Annotated in this window: 15 protein-coding genes; 10 read left to right on the plus strand and 5 right to left on the minus strand. The window is 72.0% G+C overall.

Annotation, left to right across the window (positions count from 1 at the left end):
* The first annotated feature begins 209 nt into the window (after positions 1 to 209).
* Together ACGF8B_RS19350 and ACGF8B_RS19355 are read left to right on the plus strand one after the other, a co-directional pair.
* Positions 210 to 1592: a transcriptional regulator gene (locus ACGF8B_RS19350; RefSeq protein WP_392739833.1), complete on the plus strand. Its 1383-nt coding sequence runs from the start codon at positions 210 to 212 to the stop codon at positions 1590 to 1592.
* A gap of 234 nt (positions 1593 to 1826) precedes the next feature.
* Positions 1827 to 3437, plus strand: coding sequence for a hypothetical protein (locus ACGF8B_RS19355; RefSeq protein WP_392739835.1), 1611 nt, complete (start codon positions 1827 to 1829; stop codon positions 3435 to 3437).
* 49 nt (positions 3438 to 3486) lie between these two features.
* Here ACGF8B_RS19355 and ACGF8B_RS19360 read toward each other — a convergent pair whose 3' ends face one another.
* A complete protein-coding gene (locus ACGF8B_RS19360) occupies positions 3487 to 4767 on the minus strand; it encodes an ABC transporter substrate-binding protein (protein WP_392739837.1) in 1281 nt (426 codons plus the stop codon).
* Positions 4768 to 4941: 174 nt separating this feature from the next.
* Here ACGF8B_RS19360 and ACGF8B_RS19365 point away from each other — a divergent pair, with 174 nt between their 5' ends.
* Positions 4942 to 5388, plus strand: a complete 447-nt coding sequence (locus ACGF8B_RS19365; protein ID WP_392740136.1) for a hypothetical protein — start codon at positions 4942 to 4944, stop codon at positions 5386 to 5388.
* A gap of 28 nt (positions 5389 to 5416) precedes the next feature.
* On the plus strand, positions 5417 to 6295 hold the full coding sequence (gene purU / locus ACGF8B_RS19370) for a formyltetrahydrofolate deformylase (protein ID WP_392739839.1): 879 nt from the start codon (positions 5417 to 5419) through the stop codon (positions 6293 to 6295).
* Positions 6296 to 6314: 19 nt separating this feature from the next.
* Here the strand turns inward: purU and ACGF8B_RS19375 are convergent, their stop codons facing one another.
* Together ACGF8B_RS19375 and ACGF8B_RS19380 are read right to left on the minus strand one after the other, a co-directional pair.
* Complete coding sequence (locus ACGF8B_RS19375; protein WP_392739841.1) at positions 6315 to 7673, minus strand: zf-HC2 domain-containing protein; 1359 nt, start codon at positions 7671 to 7673, stop codon at positions 6315 to 6317.
* Positions 7670 to 8245, minus strand: coding sequence for an RNA polymerase sigma factor (locus ACGF8B_RS19380; protein WP_392739843.1), 576 nt, complete (start codon positions 8243 to 8245; stop codon positions 7670 to 7672). The genes ACGF8B_RS19375 and ACGF8B_RS19380 overlap by 4 nt, the downstream gene beginning before the upstream one ends.
* A 293-nt stretch (positions 8246 to 8538) precedes the next feature.
* Between ACGF8B_RS19380 and ACGF8B_RS19385 the strand changes: the two genes are divergently transcribed.
* Entirely contained in the window at positions 8539 to 8913 is a 375-nt protein-coding gene (locus ACGF8B_RS19385) for an STAS domain-containing protein (protein WP_392739845.1), read from the plus strand.
* Positions 8914 to 9028: 115 nt separating this feature from the next.
* Positions 9029 to 9550: an EF-hand domain-containing protein gene (locus ACGF8B_RS19390; protein WP_392739847.1), complete on the plus strand. Its 522-nt coding sequence runs from the start codon at positions 9029 to 9031 to the stop codon at positions 9548 to 9550.
* Positions 9551 to 9593: 43 nt separating this feature from the next.
* Here ACGF8B_RS19390 and ACGF8B_RS19395 read toward each other — a convergent pair whose 3' ends face one another.
* Complete coding sequence (locus ACGF8B_RS19395) at positions 9594 to 11132, minus strand: class I adenylate-forming enzyme family protein (RefSeq protein WP_392739849.1); 1539 nt, start codon at positions 11130 to 11132, stop codon at positions 9594 to 9596.
* Positions 11133 to 11276: 144 nt separating this feature from the next.
* Between ACGF8B_RS19395 and ACGF8B_RS19400 the strand changes: the two genes are divergently transcribed.
* The 4 genes from ACGF8B_RS19400 (at position 11277) to ACGF8B_RS19415 (ending at position 15698) form a co-directional block, all read left to right on the plus strand.
* Positions 11277 to 12470, plus strand: a complete 1194-nt coding sequence (locus tag ACGF8B_RS19400) for an amidohydrolase family protein (RefSeq protein ID WP_376632373.1) — start codon at positions 11277 to 11279, stop codon at positions 12468 to 12470.
* Between the two features lie 7 nt (positions 12471 to 12477).
* Positions 12478 to 13635: an acyl-CoA dehydrogenase family protein gene (locus ACGF8B_RS19405; RefSeq protein WP_392739852.1), complete on the plus strand. Its 1158-nt coding sequence runs from the start codon at positions 12478 to 12480 to the stop codon at positions 13633 to 13635.
* 7 nt (positions 13636 to 13642) lie between these two features.
* Complete coding sequence (locus ACGF8B_RS19410; protein WP_392739854.1) at positions 13643 to 14662, plus strand: acyl-CoA dehydrogenase family protein; 1020 nt, start codon at positions 13643 to 13645, stop codon at positions 14660 to 14662.
* Between the two features lie 517 nt (positions 14663 to 15179).
* The gene (locus ACGF8B_RS19415; RefSeq protein WP_392739856.1) at positions 15180 to 15698 is read left to right on the plus strand and encodes an ATP-binding protein; all 519 of its coding nucleotides are present in this window, start codon (positions 15180 to 15182) and stop codon (positions 15696 to 15698) included.
* 48 nt (positions 15699 to 15746) lie between these two features.
* Here the strand turns inward: ACGF8B_RS19415 and ACGF8B_RS19420 are convergent, their stop codons facing one another.
* A complete protein-coding gene (locus ACGF8B_RS19420) occupies positions 15747 to 16673 on the minus strand; it encodes a cyclase family protein (RefSeq protein WP_392739858.1) in 927 nt (308 codons plus the stop codon).
* Between the last annotated feature and the right edge of the window lie 22 nt (positions 16674 to 16695).

Here is a 16695-nt window from a genome sequence, read left to right on the forward strand (position 1 = left end):
CGTGAGGCGGTGCCGGGCAGGGCGGGTAGCCACATACGGGCAACCGCCGGACCGCCCCTGTGCGGGTCCGTAACGGTCGGCCTCTGTCATATGCCGACATGAATGACAAGGAACAAGACGCACGTGACGAACACGATGAATCTGTGCATTTTCCGCGTATTCGCCGGGCAGTGATCGGCTCAATGATCACTGCGGCCTCAGGGGGAAACATGGCAGCCAGGCCTCTCGTCGCCCGCCAGCCGAACGAACGGCTCCAGGCGCTCATCCAGGAAGCCGGATGCTCCAACGCCGGCCTCGCCCGCCGCGTCAACATGGTCGGCGCGGAACGCGGGCTCGACCTGCGCTACGACAAGACGTCCGTGGCCCGTTGGCTACGCGGACAGCAACCACGCGGCAGGGCACCGGGAATCATCGCCGAGGCGCTCGGCCGCAAGCTCGGCCGTACGGTCACGATCGACGAGATCGGGATGGCCAACGGCAAGAATCTGGCGTCCGGCGTCGGCCTCCAGTTCGCCCCGACCGTGATCGGCGCGATCGAGCAGGTCTGCGAGCTGTGGCGCAGCGATGTCGGCCGCCGGGACTTTCTGTCCGGTTCGGCGGTCGCCTCCTCCGCGCTCGTCGAACCCAGCCGTGACTGGCTGATCACCGGCGCCGACCCGCAGGTGGCACGGGCCGCCGGGGCCCGTGTCGGGATGCCGGACGTCGAGGCGGTGCGGGCGATGACGACCGCGCTGATCGATCTCGACCACCGGTTCGGCAGCGGGCACGTCCGGCCGGTCCTGGTGCACTACCTGAACAGCGTGGTCTCCGGGCTGCTCTCCGGGGCGTACCGGGAAGCGGTCGGCCGGCAGCTGTTCGGGGCGGTCGCCCGGCTCACCGAACTCGCCGGGTACATGGCGGTCGACACCGGCCAGCCGGGGCTCGCCCAGCGTTATTACATCCAGGCGCTGCGGCTGGCCCAGGCGGCGGGCGACCGGGCGTACGGCGGTTATGTGCTGGCCGCCTCGATGAGCCATCTCGCCGCGCAGCTCGGCAACCCCAGGGAGATCGCCCAGCTGGCCCGGGCCGCCCAGGAGGGCGCGCGCGGGCGTGTGACACCGCGGGCGGAGGCGATGTTCTACGCGGCGGAGGCGCGCGGCCACGCCCTGCTCGGCGACGCCCGCTCCTGCCAGTCGGTGACGGGCCGTGCGCTGGCCGCCATGGAACGGGCCGAACCGGACACGGGCGACGACCCCGACTGGATCGCCCACTTCGACCGCGCCTATCTCGCGGACGAGCTGGCGCACTGTCACCGGGACCTCGGCCAGGCGGAGTCCGCCGCGCGCCGCGCGAAGGAGTCGCTGGCCGGCCACCCGGAGTCCCGGACCCGCCGTCGCGGCATCGGCCTGGTGCTGCTGGCCACGGCCCAGGTCCAGATGCGCGAGGTGGAGCAGGCCTGCCACACGGGCACGCGGGCGATGGAGCTGCTGGGGTCGGTGCGCTCCAGCCGGGGAGCGGAGTATCTGGACGACCTCCAGCAGCGGCTGATCCCGTACGGGGACGAGTCGGCGGTGCGCGAGTTCGGCGCCCGACTGGAGCTCCAGGCGGCCTGACCGGGGCCGGGCAACGGGGGCCCGGCCGGCGAGTGCGTCAGGACGCTCCGTTGCGAGTGCGTCAGGACGCTTCATTGCGAGTGCGTCAGGACGCTCCATTAACTGCGTCTTAAGAGCGCTGAGTGTTACAGCGCACGTGAAGGGCTGGTGAGTGACAACACACGCTTGGCGAACGGCGGCAACCACCCGATAGCGTGAGCCGACGATTCCGTAGGTTTACACGTAGGAGTCCCGGTGACGCAGAGCGGACAGGGTGACGAGCAGCAGCTCCCTGCTGTACGGCCCACGCACGAAGGTGTCGTGCTGCCCGCGGGTGGCGGCGAGCCCTGGATACCGGGGGGCCCCGCGGATCAGGCCGCCCCGGCGGGCGGCCAGCCGTGGGGGCAGCCCTGGGGGCCGCAGGCGGCGCACCAGGACCCCTCGCAACAGCCTCAGCACCAGCCCCGGCACCAGGGGCACGCCCAGGGCCAGGGGGCGTACGGACAGGGGCAGTACGGCCCCGGGCAGCCGGGGCAGGGACAGTACGGGCAGCCGCACGCCCCGCAGCATGCCCAGATGCCGCAGGCCCAGCCGCTGCCCCCCGCGCAGCCGCAGCAGATGCAACAGCCGCAGCAGCCTCAGCAGATGCAACAGCCGCAACAGATGCAGCAGCCCCAGCAGATGCAGCAACAGCCGCAGCCGCCGCAGTCGTTCGGGCAGCCGTTGCCGCCCGAGGCCGTGCCCGGGATGAGCATGGGCGGGGACGCGGAGGCCACCCAGTACATCGCGCCGGTGCCCGGTGGGCCCGGACCGGGCGGGCTGCCGCCGGAGAGCCCCGCCGAGTCGACGACGTTCCTCGGCCACGGAGTGCCGCCGCAGCAGCAGGCGTACCAGCAGCAGCCCGGCACCGGCGGTGACGCCGAGGCGACCCAGTTCATCCCGCCGGTCCCCGGCTCCACGCCCTACGGCATCAGGCCCGGCGCCCCGGGCGACCGGCAGCCGCCCGCCGAGTTCGACAACCTGTTCCGCAACGACGAACCGGCGGGCGCCACCCAGCAGATGCCCCGGCTCGACCCCGGCCAGCACCCGGGTCAGCACCCCGGTCAGCACCCCGGTCAGCACCCGGGCGGGCAGTACCGGAGCGCCCCGCAGTACCAGGCCGCCCCGCAGGCGCAGCAGCCCCCGCAGACCGGGTACCAGCCGGTGGGCGAGGAGCCGCAGCCGCCGCGCAGGAAGCGGGCCCACGTCACGCTGATCGCGGCGGTCGTGGCCGGCTGCGCGGTGGTCGGTCTCGGCGCCGGTGCGCTGCTGAGCGGCGGCGACGACAAGGGCAAGGACGACAAGCAGCCGGTCGCCGCGGCGAGTTCGCCCACCGGGAAGGAGCCCTCCACGCAGGCGGCGGCCGACCCGGCGAAGCCGCAGGCCGAGGCGCTCGACAAGCTGCTGGCGGACAGCAACAACAGCCGCGCCGCGGTCATCGGGGCCGTCGAGAAGACCAAGAACTGCACGGATCTGGACCAGGCCGTGACCGATCTGAAGGGCGCCGCCCAGCAGCGCCGCGATCTGGTGACCCGGCTCGAAGGGCTGAGCGTCGACAAGCTGCCGGACCACGCCCGGCTGACCGCCTCCCTCACCAAGGCCTGGCGGGCCTCCGCCGCCGCCGACGAGCACTACGCCGCATGGGCCGCGCAGGCCAAGCACGGCAAGAAGGTGTGCAAGCACGGGAAGGCGCGTACGACCTCCGAGACGCAGCAGGCCACCGTGCAGAGCGGCGAGGCGAGCAAGGCGAAGCAGCAGGCGTCCGGGCTGTGGAACTCGATTGCGACGAAGTACGGACTGACCCGGCGGGCGGCCACGCAGCTCTGACGGACCGCCCCGCGGCGCCCGTCCGGCGAATCCGGGCCGGCGCCGCGGGTCAGCTCCTCGCGCTGGCGTCCGACAGAGTCTTCGAGACGTCCATGAAGCCCTTCCGGTCCGCGACGAGCCGGCCGTCGCGCACCACCTGATACGTCACCCCGGTGTTGACGATCCGGGGGTACGAGGACGAGCCCAGCACGTCCGTGAAGCCCCAGCGCAGCACCGGGGTGAGGCCGCCGGTCTCCGCCGGGGTGCCCTGGTTGAGGGCGGAGGTCAGCTTCCAGGAAGTGATCTGCGCGGAGTCGACCGACTCCACGATCCTCTTCAGCACGGTGTACGCGATCCAGGTCGTCTGCACGCCCGTGTCGTCCGGGTCGATCCGGTTGTCGCCGAAGGCGTGCTTGCGGATCACGTTCCGCATCGCGTCCCAGCGGGCGTCGCCCGCGTCCGGGTACCAGCCGGTGATGTACGCCCCCTCGAACGGGCTGTTCCGGCCGCCGGTGCTGTCGATCAGCGGCTGGTCGACGCTGCCCAGCACGGAGGAGATCCGGACCTCCCCGTACGACGGTTCGAGCCGCCGGAAGGAGTCGAAGAAGGTCTCCGTGCGCTTCCCGAGCACCGCCGTCACACAGCCGCCGGACGCCCCCGCGGCCTGGAGCGCCGGGGCGGCGGCCTCGTCGTACGAAGTGGCCGACTCGGGTGCCCGGATGTCGGTGGGCGCGGGCCGGCCGGCCTCGGTGAGGCCGGTCCGCAGGAGCCACGCCTGGCCGTCGCCGGGCAGGGTGTCGGGACGGACCACGGACACCCGCCGGCAATTGCGGGACAGCTGCCGGGCGTTGCCCGCCAGCAGGGCGGGCTGGCCGCCGTTGACCGGGAAGGAGACGTAGCTGCTGAACTCCTCGTCGGAAGCGCCGTACCCGCCGATGTAGGGGATTCCGGCGCCCTCCAGCGGCGGCATGAACGCCGTGCCGTGACGGCTGTACGAGCCGACCACCGCCACCGCCTTCTCCTTGATGGCCAGCCGCGCGCAGTTCGCCGCCCCGATCGAGGTGTCCTGCTCGTCGCAGGTGACGACCCGCAGCTTGTGACCGGCCAGCCCGCCGTTGTCGTTGGCCCAGCGGGCGTAGGTGCGGGCCATGGCGGTCATGCCGGCCATGTTCACCGCGTCCGGACCCGTGCCACCGCCGGGGGCCCAGGTCACGACGGTGACGGGCTCCCTGGAGCCCCCCGTGGCCCCAGGGAGCGCGCCGCAGCCGGTGACCAGCAACGCCCCGGCCGCCGCCGCACTTGTGAGGAGCTTGTAGGGGCGGGTGAGGATGGGGCGTCGCCGTCCGGTCATGGACACGAACATTTCCGGCCGCGGGGTAACGCCACAGAGTGCCCCGCTCAACGCTCAGTGACATCCAGGTGAATTACAGGGGCCGGTGCGGTCGGCGGAAAAGGGAACGTACGATCGATGACCGTGCAGCAAGGTTCGGAGAACTCTTCCCGTCGCGGCCGTCGCTCCTCCACCATGGGCGGCATGCCGCTGAATGACATGCCTTGGTGGCGCTGGCGCAGCAACGTGCGCTCGGCGCTGCACATGCTCTCCGACCCCGTCTTCCACCACGAGTGCTGGCTGGCCGGCCGGGAGGGGTACGGCGACGTCACCGACGCCGTGTACCGCCTGGTCGAGGACACCTGGCTGGACAACTGGTCCGCCGAGAAGTACATCGGGACGATCTTCCGCGACACCGGCGAGGCCGCGCTCGTCGACATCGCCGTGCTCCGGGTGCTGCGCATCATGCACCAGGTCGGCGCGGACGCCCCGGTCTCGGCGTATCTGGAGCACCACGGCTGGCAGGAGGCGGTACTGGCCGCCCGCGAGGCCCATGTGCTGCTCGCCGGGAACGACGGCGAGGATCCCGACACACCGCCGCGCTCCCTGGACGTGCTCCGCATAATGACCAGGTCTGCCTGATTCCCGGCCCGTGTGGCACGCTACGAGGATGACTGTGCCACGGCCTGCCGACGCCGCCCCCGAGCAGTACGTCCTCACGCTGTCCTGCCCCGACAAGCAGGGCATCGTGCACGCCGTGTCGAGCTATCTCTTCATGACCGGCTGCAACATCGAGGACAGCCAGCAGTTCGGCGACCACGACACGGGTCTGTTCTTCATGCGGGTCCACTTCTCGGCGGACGCCCCGGTGACCGTGGAGAAGCTGCGGGCCAGTTTCGCCGCCGTCGGCGACTCCTTCCGGATGGACTGGCAGATCCACCGCTCCGCGGACCGGATGCGGGTCGTGCTGATGGTCAGCAAGTTCGGGCACTGCCTCAACGACCTGCTGTTCCGTTCCCGGATCGGGGCGCTGCCGGTCGACATCGCCGCGGTCGTCTCCAACCACACGGACTTCGCCGAGCTGGTCGGCTCGTACAACGTCCCCTTCCGGCACATCCCGGTGACCAGGGACACCAAGGCGGCGGCCGAGGCCGAGCTGCTGGAGCTGGTGCGCGAGGAGAACGTCGAGCTGGTCGTCCTCGCCCGCTACATGCAGGTCCTCTCGGACGACCTCTGCAAGCAGCTGAGCGGCCGGATCATCAACATCCACCACTCCTTCCTGCCGAGCTTCAAGGGCGCGAAGCCGTACCACCAGGCGCACGCCCGCGGTGTGAAGCTGATCGGTGCGACGGCGCACTACGTGACCGCGGACCTCGACGAGGGGCCGATCATCGAGCAGGAGGTCGAGCGGGTGGGCCACAACGTCACCCCGGACCAGCTGGTCGCCATCGGGCGCGACGTGGAGTGCCAGGCGCTGGCGCGGGCCGTGAAGTGGCACGCGGAGCGCCGCATCCTGCTCAACGGCCGCCGCACGGTGGTCTTCGCCTGAGCGCCGGGCACGGAAGGAACTACAGGCGGCTCAGCGAGGCCGCGGCGGAGAGCACGTCGCGGATCGCCTCGCGGTCGCCCTCCTGACCGGCCGCCGCCTCGACGGGCGGTACGTGCCCGGCCACCAGCCGGCAGAACTCCACGCCGTCCAGTGCGACCTGCGCTACGGTGTGCGCGGGGGAGCCGAGCGCGGCCGGGGAGTCCAGCGGGATGTACCAGTCGCCGCCGCCCGAACCCTCGACCTCCAGATGCAGCGAACGGCCAGGCGAACCGGCCGTCACCAGATGGCGGGCGGGCCCGGCAAGACCGGTCCTGCGGCGCTCGGCGAGGGCGGCGGGCAGCAGCCGGGCCGCCAGGTCGATCATCCGGTTGAGGTGGGCGGCGGACGGCGCCTCGTACGGATAGTCCACCGCCTCCGCGATGTCGCCGCCGTGCATCCAGCACTCGAAGGCCCGGTCCAGCAGGGCGTCGTGCATCGGGAGGGCGAAGTCCCCGTACGAGACGGAGAGCTCGCAGACCCCGCGGCCGGCGAAGGACACCGTACGGATGAGGGTGTGGCTCTGCGCCCGCCACGGCTCGTGGACCGCGCGGGTGGGCGGCCGCAGTGCGGCGGACCAGTACCGCTCGGTGCGTGCGGTGGGCGAGAGCGGCCAGTCGGCGCCCCGGCCGAGGACTCCGTCGCCGAGCGGCACGTCGAGGTCGAGCGCGGTGCCGATCAGCCCGTCGACGGCCATGAGATGGCTGATGACGCCCGCGACCGTGGTCTTGCGGCCGGCCTCCTGCTCGCCCTCGAACCACTTCAGCCGCACCGGGGCGTGCCACTCCGAGCTGCCGATGTCACGGAGCAGCGCGTCGAGCCGCGCGGTCTCCGCGTCGTACGGAGCGGCCCAGTCCGGCACCGGGATGTCGGCCGGGCGGCGGCTCAGACAGGCGTCGATCACCCGGGTCCGCAGCGTCGGGTCGAGATCCAGGCTGCGGTCGGTGTGCAGCAGCCCGACCGCGTCCCGCAGCCGCAGGGCCTCGTCCGCGCAGGCGGCGCACTCGGTCAGATGCGCCTCGACGGCCTCGGTCTCCTCCGCGGAGCAGGCCGCCAGGGCCCATGCGCCGAGGAGCGCCTTGAGGACCCGGTGCGTCAGCACCGGCGGGTCCGACGGGTTCGATGGGGCCGGTGGTGCCACGGCGGATTCCGGTTCCGGTGCTGTCGGCCGCGGGGTCGCGCGCGGCTCCTCGGGCGGGGTCGCGGGGACGGGCGGAGGCAGGGGTACGGCGGAGAGGTCGAAGTCGTCCGCGGCGGCCCGGGGCCCCGGTATGCGCGGTGCGCCCCGGACCTCGTCGTCGTGCCCGCCGTCACCCCGGCCGTCCGTTCCGTCGTCGGTCACAGGGGCCGTCCGTATCCGGGCGGCGACATCCCTTCGAGCGGACGGGTGTGCGCGGTGGAGAGCAGTTGCAGACCGAGGCGGAGCCGGCGGCGGGCCTCGTCCTCGGTGACCCCGAGATCGGCCGCGGTCTGCCGGTAGTCCCGGCGCTGGATGTACGCGAGCTCCAGGGCGGCCCGCAGCGGGGCGGGCATGGACGCGACGATGTAGTCGGCGCGGGCCGCGACCGTGGCCCGGTGCACCCGCTCCTCCGGACCGCTGCTGTCCTCGTCCGGGCCGTCGGGCAGGCCGTTCTCCTCGCGCAGCCGCCGCACGGACTGGCGGTGCGTGAGCCGGGCCACCCAGGAGCGCATCGAGCCCTCCTTGGGGTCGTAGGCGCCCGGGTTCTCCCACACGTAGCCGAAGACCTCGCGGGTCACCAGGTCGGCGGCGGTCTCGTCGTCCAGCATCCGGTGGGCCTGGCTGTGCACGAGCGAGGCGAACCGGTCGTAGAGCTCACCGAGAGCCGCCGCCTCACCGCGTGCCAGCCGCTGCTGCATCTTGCGGTCCCAGCGGGGTGGTGCGTTTTTGGCCATGCGACCCCCGACCCTGTTCCCTCTGCTCTGTTCCCCTCGTCACATCGAATGTAGTCGGCGGTGCCGACCATGTGCGTCCCTTTACGGCAAGTACGCCCGCCAAGAGGCCCGGGATGATAGGGAATGCGTCAGTCGGCTCCGGCGGAATCGGACCCGAACCGATCATTTCTGTTCGAATCCGACTGTGCCCTGTCGGGCCGCCCGGTGTTTCATGGGAGCGCGGCTGGGGCAGCCGCGAGAAGGAACGGAAACTTCCGGATCGTCGGAAGCCCCGGAACGAGAGGCCCAGTGGCGTGACACTAGATGTGGCCGAGACCGTGCAGGGCGAATGGACCGTACTGCACATAAGCGGCGAACTGGATCTGCTGACGTCGCCCGCGGTGCGCCAGTCCGTCCATGACGCGGTCGCCGTCGGCCGCCACGACGTGGTGCTCGACCTCTCCGAGGTGCTGTTCTGCGACTCCAGCGGGGTCGGTGTGCTGATCGCCTCCCGCCGGCTGATGCGTTCCTGCGGGGGCCGGCTGCGGCTGATCCTGCCGGCCCGGGGCGCGGAGGAGGGCTCGCACGTCAACCGGGTGCTCGCCGCCCTCGGCGTACGCCGGCTCTTCGAGGTCTACCCCGACTGGGACACCGCCGTCGACGACCGGGCCCGGCCGCTCTCCGCGTGAAGCCGCTCCGGGGCGCCGTCCGCAGGGGGCGGCGGCGGGCGGCGACGACCGGGTCGTGACACCGGTGGAGCGCGTAAGTGACACGTGACGCCCTCCGGCGTCGTACGCTCCCCGCATGGACAGCGCAGAGTACGAGCGCAAGATCGCCTTCCGCTTCGCCGCCTTCGACCAGGACGGCAACGGATACATCGATCGCGCGGATTTCAATGCCGCCGCGGCCCGTCTGCTCGCCGAATTCGGTACGACGGCGCGCTGCGACAAGGGCCAGGCGCTCTACATCGGGGCCGAGGCGTTCTGGCAGGGCATGGCGGGCATCGCCGATGTCGACGGGGACCAGCGCGTCACCCGTGAGGAGTTCGTGGGCGGGGCCGTGAAACGGCTGCGCGACAACCCGGAGCGCTTCGCGGAGATCGCCCGCCCCTTCCTGCGCGCGGCGATCGCCGTGGCGGACCGGGACGACCTGGGCACGGCGGACGTGCCCGCCGTGGAACGGGCGCTGCAGGTGCTGGGCGCGGACGCCGGGACGGCGCGGCTCGCGGCCCGGAACCTGGACGCGGACCAGGACGGCCGGATCGCGGAGGACGAGGCGGTGTCGGCGCTCGCCGACTACTTCACGGTGATCGCCCCGGACACGTAGCACCGAGGGGGTGCGGGGCGGCACCCGCACCCCCGTCGGGCTCTCAGCCGAACTGCTCCCGCAGCCGGTACTTCAGCACCTTGCGCAGGGCGTCGTTGCGCGGCAGCGCGGCCACCACCTCCAGCCGCTCCGGCAGCTTGTGCACGGAGAGTCCCTCGGCCCGCAGATGCCCCGTGAGCTGCGTCAGCGTCAGCGGCGCCGCACCCGCCGGCTGCTCCACGACCGCGCAGACCAGCTCGCCCCGCTCCGGGTCCGGCAGCCCGATCACCGCCGCGTCCCCGACGCCCGGGTGCCGGTGCAGCAGGTCTTCTATCTCCTTCGCGGAGATGTTCTCGCCCTTGCGGATGATGATGTCCTTCAGCCGCCCGGTGAGCACCAGATGCCCGCTCTCCCTGACATGGCCGACGTCGCCGGTGATCAGGAACCCCTCCGCGTCGAAGGCCGACGCGGTCGCCGCCGGGTCCAGATAGCCCTGGCAGACGGCCTCGCCGCGCAGCCGCACCTCGCCGTCCGTGCCGTGCGGCAGCGGCTTGCCGTCCTCGTCGGTGATCCGGATCTCCATGCCCGCGGGCGGCCGCCCCTCCGTCCCGGCGAGGTGTTCCACCGTGTCGTCCGGGGCGCCCATCGTGATCATGGGGACCTCGGTCATGCCGTAGCCGTGGGTGAGCTGGACGCCCATCTCCCGGACCACCGCGTGGTAGATCTCCGGCGGCTTCGGGGCCCCGCCGCCCGCCAGCAGCCGCAGGGTGGGGAGCAGCTTCCGGTCCGGCGTCCTGCGCTGCTCGGTCAGGAACATCGAGTAGAACGCCGTGGACCCGCCCGCGACCGTCACCCCGTGGCGCCGGTAGCCCTCCAGCGCGTCCGGCATCGCGAAGTGCTCGAACAGCACCGCCGGGAAGCCGTACAGCAACAGCATCACCGAGTAGTCGGGCCCGGCGACATGGGCGAAGGGGAAGGCCATCGAGCCGATGTCGTCGGCCGACAGATGCAGCGCGTGGGCCAGGCAGGAGCCGCCCGCGATCAGGCTGCGGTCGGTGTGCAGTACCCCCTTCGGATCGGAGGTGGTGCCCGAGGTCCAGTAGATCCAGCGCACCCCCGTGCCGTCGCCGGGCGGCGGCGGCAGCACCGACGGATCGCCGTCCGGCAGCGACGCGTACGCCTCGAACACCGTCACCGGCCGGTCCGCCGTCAGCCGTCCGGCCATCGCGGTGTGGTCGAAGCCGCGCCAGGTGCCCGGTACGGCGAAGAACTCCGCCTTCGACTCGCGCAGCGCGAACCCCACCTCGCGGTCCCGGTAGAACGGGATGACGGGCGACTGCACGGCCCCGATCCGGGTCAGCGCGAACGACAGCAGCACCGTCTCGATCCGGGTCGGCAGCTGCCAGGCGACGACGCTGCCGGGGCGTACGCCCGTTTCCCACAGCCCGGCCGCGACCCGCTCGCCGCGGTCGCGCAACTCACCGAAGGTGAGGGTGCGGTCGTCCTGGATCAGGAACGGGCGGTCCGGGGTCAGGCCGGCCCGGCGTTCGACGAGTTCCCAGAAGGTGCCCGATGCACCCAGGGCGTGCGCGGTCTCGGTCACGGCGTACCCCTCACAGCTGACGGACAGTCAGATAGTGCGGAGAGCGTAGAGCGCTGTGCCTTGTCGGTCCAGGGGTGCGGGGCTAGCCTGATGGCGACATAAATCTGACGGGTCATCAGAAAATCGCGCGCCGGAGGAGACACCATGACGGAACTGCCGCGGATCGTCAGCGTCGACGACCATGTGATCGAGCCGCCGCACCTCTTCTCGACCTGGCTGCCCGCCAAGTACCGCGAGCGCGGCCCGCAGCCGCTCACCGCGGGCATCGGCGAGCTGGCCTACACGGGCGGCAAGTACGTCATCACGATGGACCCGGACGGCCCGCCCACCGACTGGTGGATCTACGAGGACCTGAAGTTCCCGTACAAGCGCAACATCGCCGCCGTCGGCTTCGACCGCGACGACATGACGCTGGAGGGCATCACCCGGGCGGAGATGCGGCCCGGCTGCTGGGATCCGGCCGAGCGGCTCAAGGACATGGACCTCAACCACGTCGAGGCCAGTCTCTGCTTCCCGACCTTCCCGCGCTTCTGCGGCCAGACCTTCGCCGAGGCCCATGACAAGGAGGTCGCGCTCGCCTGCGTGCGCGCCTACAACGACTGGATGGTGGAGGAGTGGTGCGGCGACAGCGGCGGCCGGCTCATCCCGCTCTGCATCATCCCGCTCTGGGACATCGACCTGGCGGTCGCCGAGATCCACCGGAACGCGGCCCGCGGGGTGCGCGCGGTGACCTTCTCCGAGATCCCCACCCACCTGGGACTGCCGTCGATCCACACCGGGTACTGGGACCCGTTCTTCGCGGCCTGCCAGGAGACCGGCACGGTCGTCAACATGCACATCGGGTCCAGCTCGCAGATGCCCGCCGCGTCACCGGACGCCCCGCCCGCCGTGCAGGCCAGCCTCTCCTTCAACAACGCCATGGCCTCGATGATGGACTTCCTGTTCAGCGGGGTCCTGGTGAGGTTCCCGCGGCTCAAGCTCGCCTACAGCGAGGGCCAGATGGGCTGGATCCCGTACGCCCTGGAGCGCGCCGACGACGTCTGGGAGGAGCACCGGGCCTGGGGCGGGGTGCGCGATCTGATCCCCGAGCCGCCGTCCACGTACTACTACCGGCAGATCTTCTGCTGCTTCTTCCGGGACAAGCACGGCGTCGCCTCGCTCGACGTCGTCGGACGGGACAACGCCACCTTCGAGACCGACTACCCGCACGTCGACTCGACCTTCCCGCACACCAAGGAGGTCGCCCTGGACCACGTCAAGGGACTGGACGACGAGACCGTCTACAAACTGATGCGCGGAAACGCGATCCGGATGCTCGATCTGGACCTCGACAAGTAGGCCCGCGATGGACCTCGCGTACACCCAGGAGGAACAGGAGTTCCGGGCGCGGCTGCGCGAATGGCTGGGCGAGGCGCTGCCCGGACTGCCGCCGAGGCCCCGCCCCGACGACTGGCCGGGGCGCCGCGCGTACGACACGGCCTGGCAGCGGATGCTCCACGACGCCGGCTACGCGGGTCTGCACTGGCCCGTCGACGCGGGCGGCCGGGGCGCGACCCCGACCCAGCACCTGATCTTCCTGGAGGAGACGGAGAAGGCCGGGGCCCCGTACGTCGGCGCGAACTTCGTCGGGCTGCTGCACGCCGGCCCGACGATCGCCGCCGAGGGCACCGCGGAGCAGCGGGCCCGCTGGCTGCCCCCGGTGCTGCGCGGCGACGAGATCTGGTGCCAGGGGTTCAGCGAGCCCGACGCCGGATCCGACCTCGCCGCGCTGCGGACCAGGGCGGTGCGCGACGGCGACCACTACGTGGTGAGCGGCAGCAAGATCTGGACCTCGCACGCCGAGGTCGCCGACTGGTGCGAGCTCCTGGTGCGTACGGACCCGGCGGCACCCAAGCACCGAGGGATCACCTGGCTCGCCATGGAGATGGACGCGCCCGGGGTCACCGTCCGCCCGCTGCGCACCCTCGCCGGGTCCACCGAGTTCGCCGAGATGTTCCTCGACGAGGTGCGGGTGCCGCTCTCGCACCGGGTCGGCGCGCAGAACGACGGCTGGCGGGTCACCATGGTCACCCTCTCCTTCGAGCGCGGCACGGCCTTCGTCGGCGAGGTCGTCGCCTGCCGCCGCACCCTGGACGAGCTGGCCGCCGAGGCCCGGCGCAGCGGACGCTGGGACGACCCGGTCCTGCGCCGCAGGCTGGGCAGGCTGAACGCCGAGTTCCGGGCGCTGTGGCGGCTCACCCAGTGGAACGTCAGCGAGGCGCAGCGGGCCGGCGGCGGCGTGCCCGGCACCGGCGGCTCGGTCTTCAAGCTGCGCTACTCGCACGCCCGCCAGGAGCTGTACGAGGCGGCCGCCGAGGTGCTCGGCGCCGACAGCGCGGACCTGGACCGGGAATGGGTCCTGGACCGGCTGTCCTCGCTCTCGTACACCATCGCCGCGGGCACCTCGCAGATCCAGCGGAACATCGTCGCCGAACGCATGCTCGGCCTGCCGAAGGGGCGCTGACGCACTCATGGACTTCCAGCTCTCGGACGACCAGCGGGCCCTGCGGGCGGGGGTGCGGGAACTCCTGGCCGGGCGCTTCGGCAGGGACCGGATGCGCGCGGCGCTCGACGACGGCACGGGCGTCGACCGGGCGCTGTGGCGGGAGCTCGGCGAAGCCGGGTTCTTCGCGCTGCGGCTCCCGGAGGCGGAGGGGGGCGTCGGACTCGGACTGCCCGAATCGGTGCTGCTCTTCGAGGAGGTGGGGCGCTCGCTGCTGCCGGGGCCGCTGATAGCCACCCACCTCGCGGCCGGTCCGGTGAAGGGCGCGGCGCAGGGCGCGACGGTGGTCGCCGTGCTCGACCCGGGGCAGCCGGTGGCGCATCTGGGGGAGGCGGACGCGCTGCTGGCGCTGGGCCGAGTCCGCGAAGCGCCGCGCGTCACGCCCTCCGGGCGTACGACGGGCCTTCACGGACCCGACCAGGGTCCCGGCGGCGGGCCGCGGGCGTCCGCCGCGTCGGTGGACGTCACCCGGGTGCGGGACGATGCCACCCCCGTACGTTCGATCGACCCGTTCACACCCCTGTGGCGGGCCGAGGACCCGGAGGAGACCGGGGAACTGCTGCCCGGGGGCGGGCGGCTGCGCGAGGAGGGGGCCCTGCTGGCCGCCGCCGAACAGCTCGGCAGCGCCGCCCGGACGACCGAGATGGCCGTCCAACACGCCGGTGAGCGCGAACAGTTCGGATCGCCGATCGGGTCCTTCCAGGCGGTCAAACACCTGTGCGCCGGAATGCTGGTCCGGGCCGAACTGGCCCGCTGCGCCGTCTACGCGGCGGCAGTGACGGCGGACCCGGTGGAGATCGCGGGCGCGAAACTGCTCGCCGACGACGCGGCGGTCCGCAACGCGCGGGACTGCCTCCAGGTGCACGGCGGCATGGGCTTCACCTGGGAGGCAGATGTTCACCTGCACCTCAAACGGGCCTGGCTGCGGTCCGGGCAGTGGCTCACCGCGGCGGCGGCGGAGGAGCTGCTTGCGGGGGACCTGTGCTGAAGCCGGAGGGTTTCCGTGCAGGCTTTCGGCACCCGGCAGCGGGTCGATGTACCGTGCACGGAGGTGACAGGCAGGGCCACGAGCCTCACGCTGCGGAGTTACGCAGTGCAGTCGGCGGGCGCGGGGGCCGGTCCGCGGCCTCCACGTTCTTTGTCACGGGGTGGAGTCGGTGCCGGGCTCGGGTACGCTCCGTTGGATGCGACAGGAACTGGAACCGGGCGATCCGGAGCTTGCCCCTGCGGTGACTCCGGGTCCGGAGCGGCGTCCTGCTCGCGTTCCTGGCAGAAGCGCCGGGAGCGCCCGGGAGGCGGTTCGGGCGACCTCTGCGCGCCTCTGTTCGACTCCCCGCAACGTGCGTCGCACAGTATGCATCACGCGTACTCCTTGGCGCTGGAATATGCCCGAAGCGCTTGTTGCGGTGACTGTACGTCAACCATGCTGTCTCGAAGGGGAATCACGTTCCGTGACCCCGAGGAGGCGCGAGGCGATGTGTCCGCCGGTTCGGATGGTGTGAGCGGTGCAGGTGCTTCAGGTTCAGCTGGAGGTCGGGCCGGATCCCGCGGAGGTCGGGCGGGCCCGTAGATGGGCCCGGTCGAGACTGGTCGGGTCCGGGATAAGGGACGACGAGCCGCTGGCCGAGACGCTCATCCTGCTGATCTCGGAGCTGGTCACCAACGCGGTGGTGCACACCGGGTGCCCGGCGGTGCTGCGGATGCTGTTCGGCCTGACCGGCTCGGCCGGTGCGCCCGGGACCGTCCGGGTCGAGGTGGCCGACGCCAGCTGCCGCCCGCCGCGGCAGCGCCACGCGGCCGGGGAGGACACCAACGGCCGGGGCCTGGAGCTGGTCGACGGCCTCGCGGACCGCTGGGGCTGGCAGCCGGAGGGCGCGGGCAAGCGCATCTGGTGCGAGGTCGACCGCGGCGCACCACTGATCCAGCTGCCGCTGCACTCCGGCGCACAGGGCGCCGCGCCCTGCGCGGGGGACCCGGGCCGTGATGCGCACAAGGCATCACAGGCCGCGACGAATTTTGCATAAAGGTTAAAGCAGTCCTTGCGGGCTGCCGTCCGGCGCCGGCCGGTCCCGTCACAGCACGGCGACCGGCGCGACCGGAGTGCCGGTCGCACCGACGAACGGCTCCGGCATCGCGGAGAGCAGGAAGGCGTACCGCTCCTCCTGTGCACAGGCTGTGGACAGGGCCTCCAGATTCCAGTTCTGGCCCTGGAGCATGCCCATCTCGACGAGGTCCAGGGCGTGCACCCCCAGCCACAGGTCCTCGATCTCCGGCGGGAAGATCTCGAAGGTCAGGGTGTCGTTGGCGACCGCCGCCACATCGCGCGCGCGGAACCACTCGGGCGTCCGGATCGACAGACCGGGCGACGGATAGCCGTACGCGTGCTTGTCGCCCGCCAGATACACCTGCACCTGCCCGGTCCGTACGAGCACGATGTCGCCGGAGCGGACCCGTACCCCCGCCAGTTCCTCGGCCGCGTCCAGGTCCTTTGGGGTGACCGCGTGGCCGCCGGGCAGCCGGTCCACGCCGTGGGCGCGCGCCACGTCGAGCAGCACCCCGCGCGAGACGATGTGCGGCGCTTTGTCGATCCCGCTGAACTGCGCGCCGCCGTGGGCGGTGATCGTCGCGGCCGGGCGGCCGTTGTAGATCTTCCCCGAGTGCGAGGCGTGTGTGAGGGCGTCCCAGTGGGTGGCCGTCTGAAGGCTCAGCACCGCCGTGTCGTCGCTGGTGGCGACGGTGCCGGGGCCGAACAGCTCCTGGTTTATCTGGATCATGGTGTGCAGCGGGTTGACCCGTCCCGGGATCAGTCCGCTCTGCACGCCGTCCTGCTGGAGCGGGAGCGCGAGCGGGATCCGCAGGCCGCTGCGGACGGCGGCGGCGGCCTCGCGCACCACGGCGTCGGTGATCAGGTTGAGCGTCCCGATCTCGTCGTCGTCGCCCCAGCGGCCCCAGTTGCTGACCCGCTTCGCGATGTCGTGGAACTCGGCCGGCAGTGACATGGCGCCTCCTGGGGCTTGTGCT

It is taken from the genome of Streptomyces sp. NPDC047917 (assembly GCF_043204345.1).
GTDB classification, from domain to species: Bacteria; Actinomycetota; Actinomycetes; order Streptomycetales; family Streptomycetaceae; genus Streptomyces; species Streptomyces sanglieri.

What these genes read in the sequence shown, in the direction of transcription:
- ACGF8B_RS19350 (WP_392739833.1), top strand. Translation starts at nt 210, where the DNA reads ATGGCAGCCAGGCCTCTCGTCGCCCGCCAGCCGAACGAACGGCTCCAG.
- ACGF8B_RS19360 (WP_392739837.1), bottom strand. Translation starts at nt 4,767, where the DNA reads ATGACCGGACGGCGACGCCCCATCCTCACCCGCCCCTACAAGCTCCTC.
- ACGF8B_RS19365 (WP_392740136.1), top strand. Translation starts at nt 4,942, where the DNA reads ATGGGCGGCATGCCGCTGAATGACATGCCTTGGTGGCGCTGGCGCAGC.
- purU (WP_392739839.1), top strand. Translation starts at nt 5,417, where the DNA reads ATGACTGTGCCACGGCCTGCCGACGCCGCCCCCGAGCAGTACGTCCTC.
- ACGF8B_RS19380 (WP_392739843.1), bottom strand. Translation starts at nt 8,245, where the DNA reads ATGGCCAAAAACGCACCACCCCGCTGGGACCGCAAGATGCAGCAGCGG.
- ACGF8B_RS19390 (WP_392739847.1), top strand. Translation starts at nt 9,029, where the DNA reads ATGGACAGCGCAGAGTACGAGCGCAAGATCGCCTTCCGCTTCGCCGCC.
- ACGF8B_RS19400 (WP_376632373.1), top strand. Translation starts at nt 11,277, where the DNA reads ATGACGGAACTGCCGCGGATCGTCAGCGTCGACGACCATGTGATCGAG.
- ACGF8B_RS19405 (WP_392739852.1), top strand. Translation starts at nt 12,478, where the DNA reads ATGGACCTCGCGTACACCCAGGAGGAACAGGAGTTCCGGGCGCGGCTG.
- ACGF8B_RS19410 (WP_392739854.1), top strand. Translation starts at nt 13,643, where the DNA reads ATGGACTTCCAGCTCTCGGACGACCAGCGGGCCCTGCGGGCGGGGGTG.
- ACGF8B_RS19420 (WP_392739858.1), bottom strand. Translation starts at nt 16,673, where the DNA reads ATGTCACTGCCGGCCGAGTTCCACGACATCGCGAAGCGGGTCAGCAAC.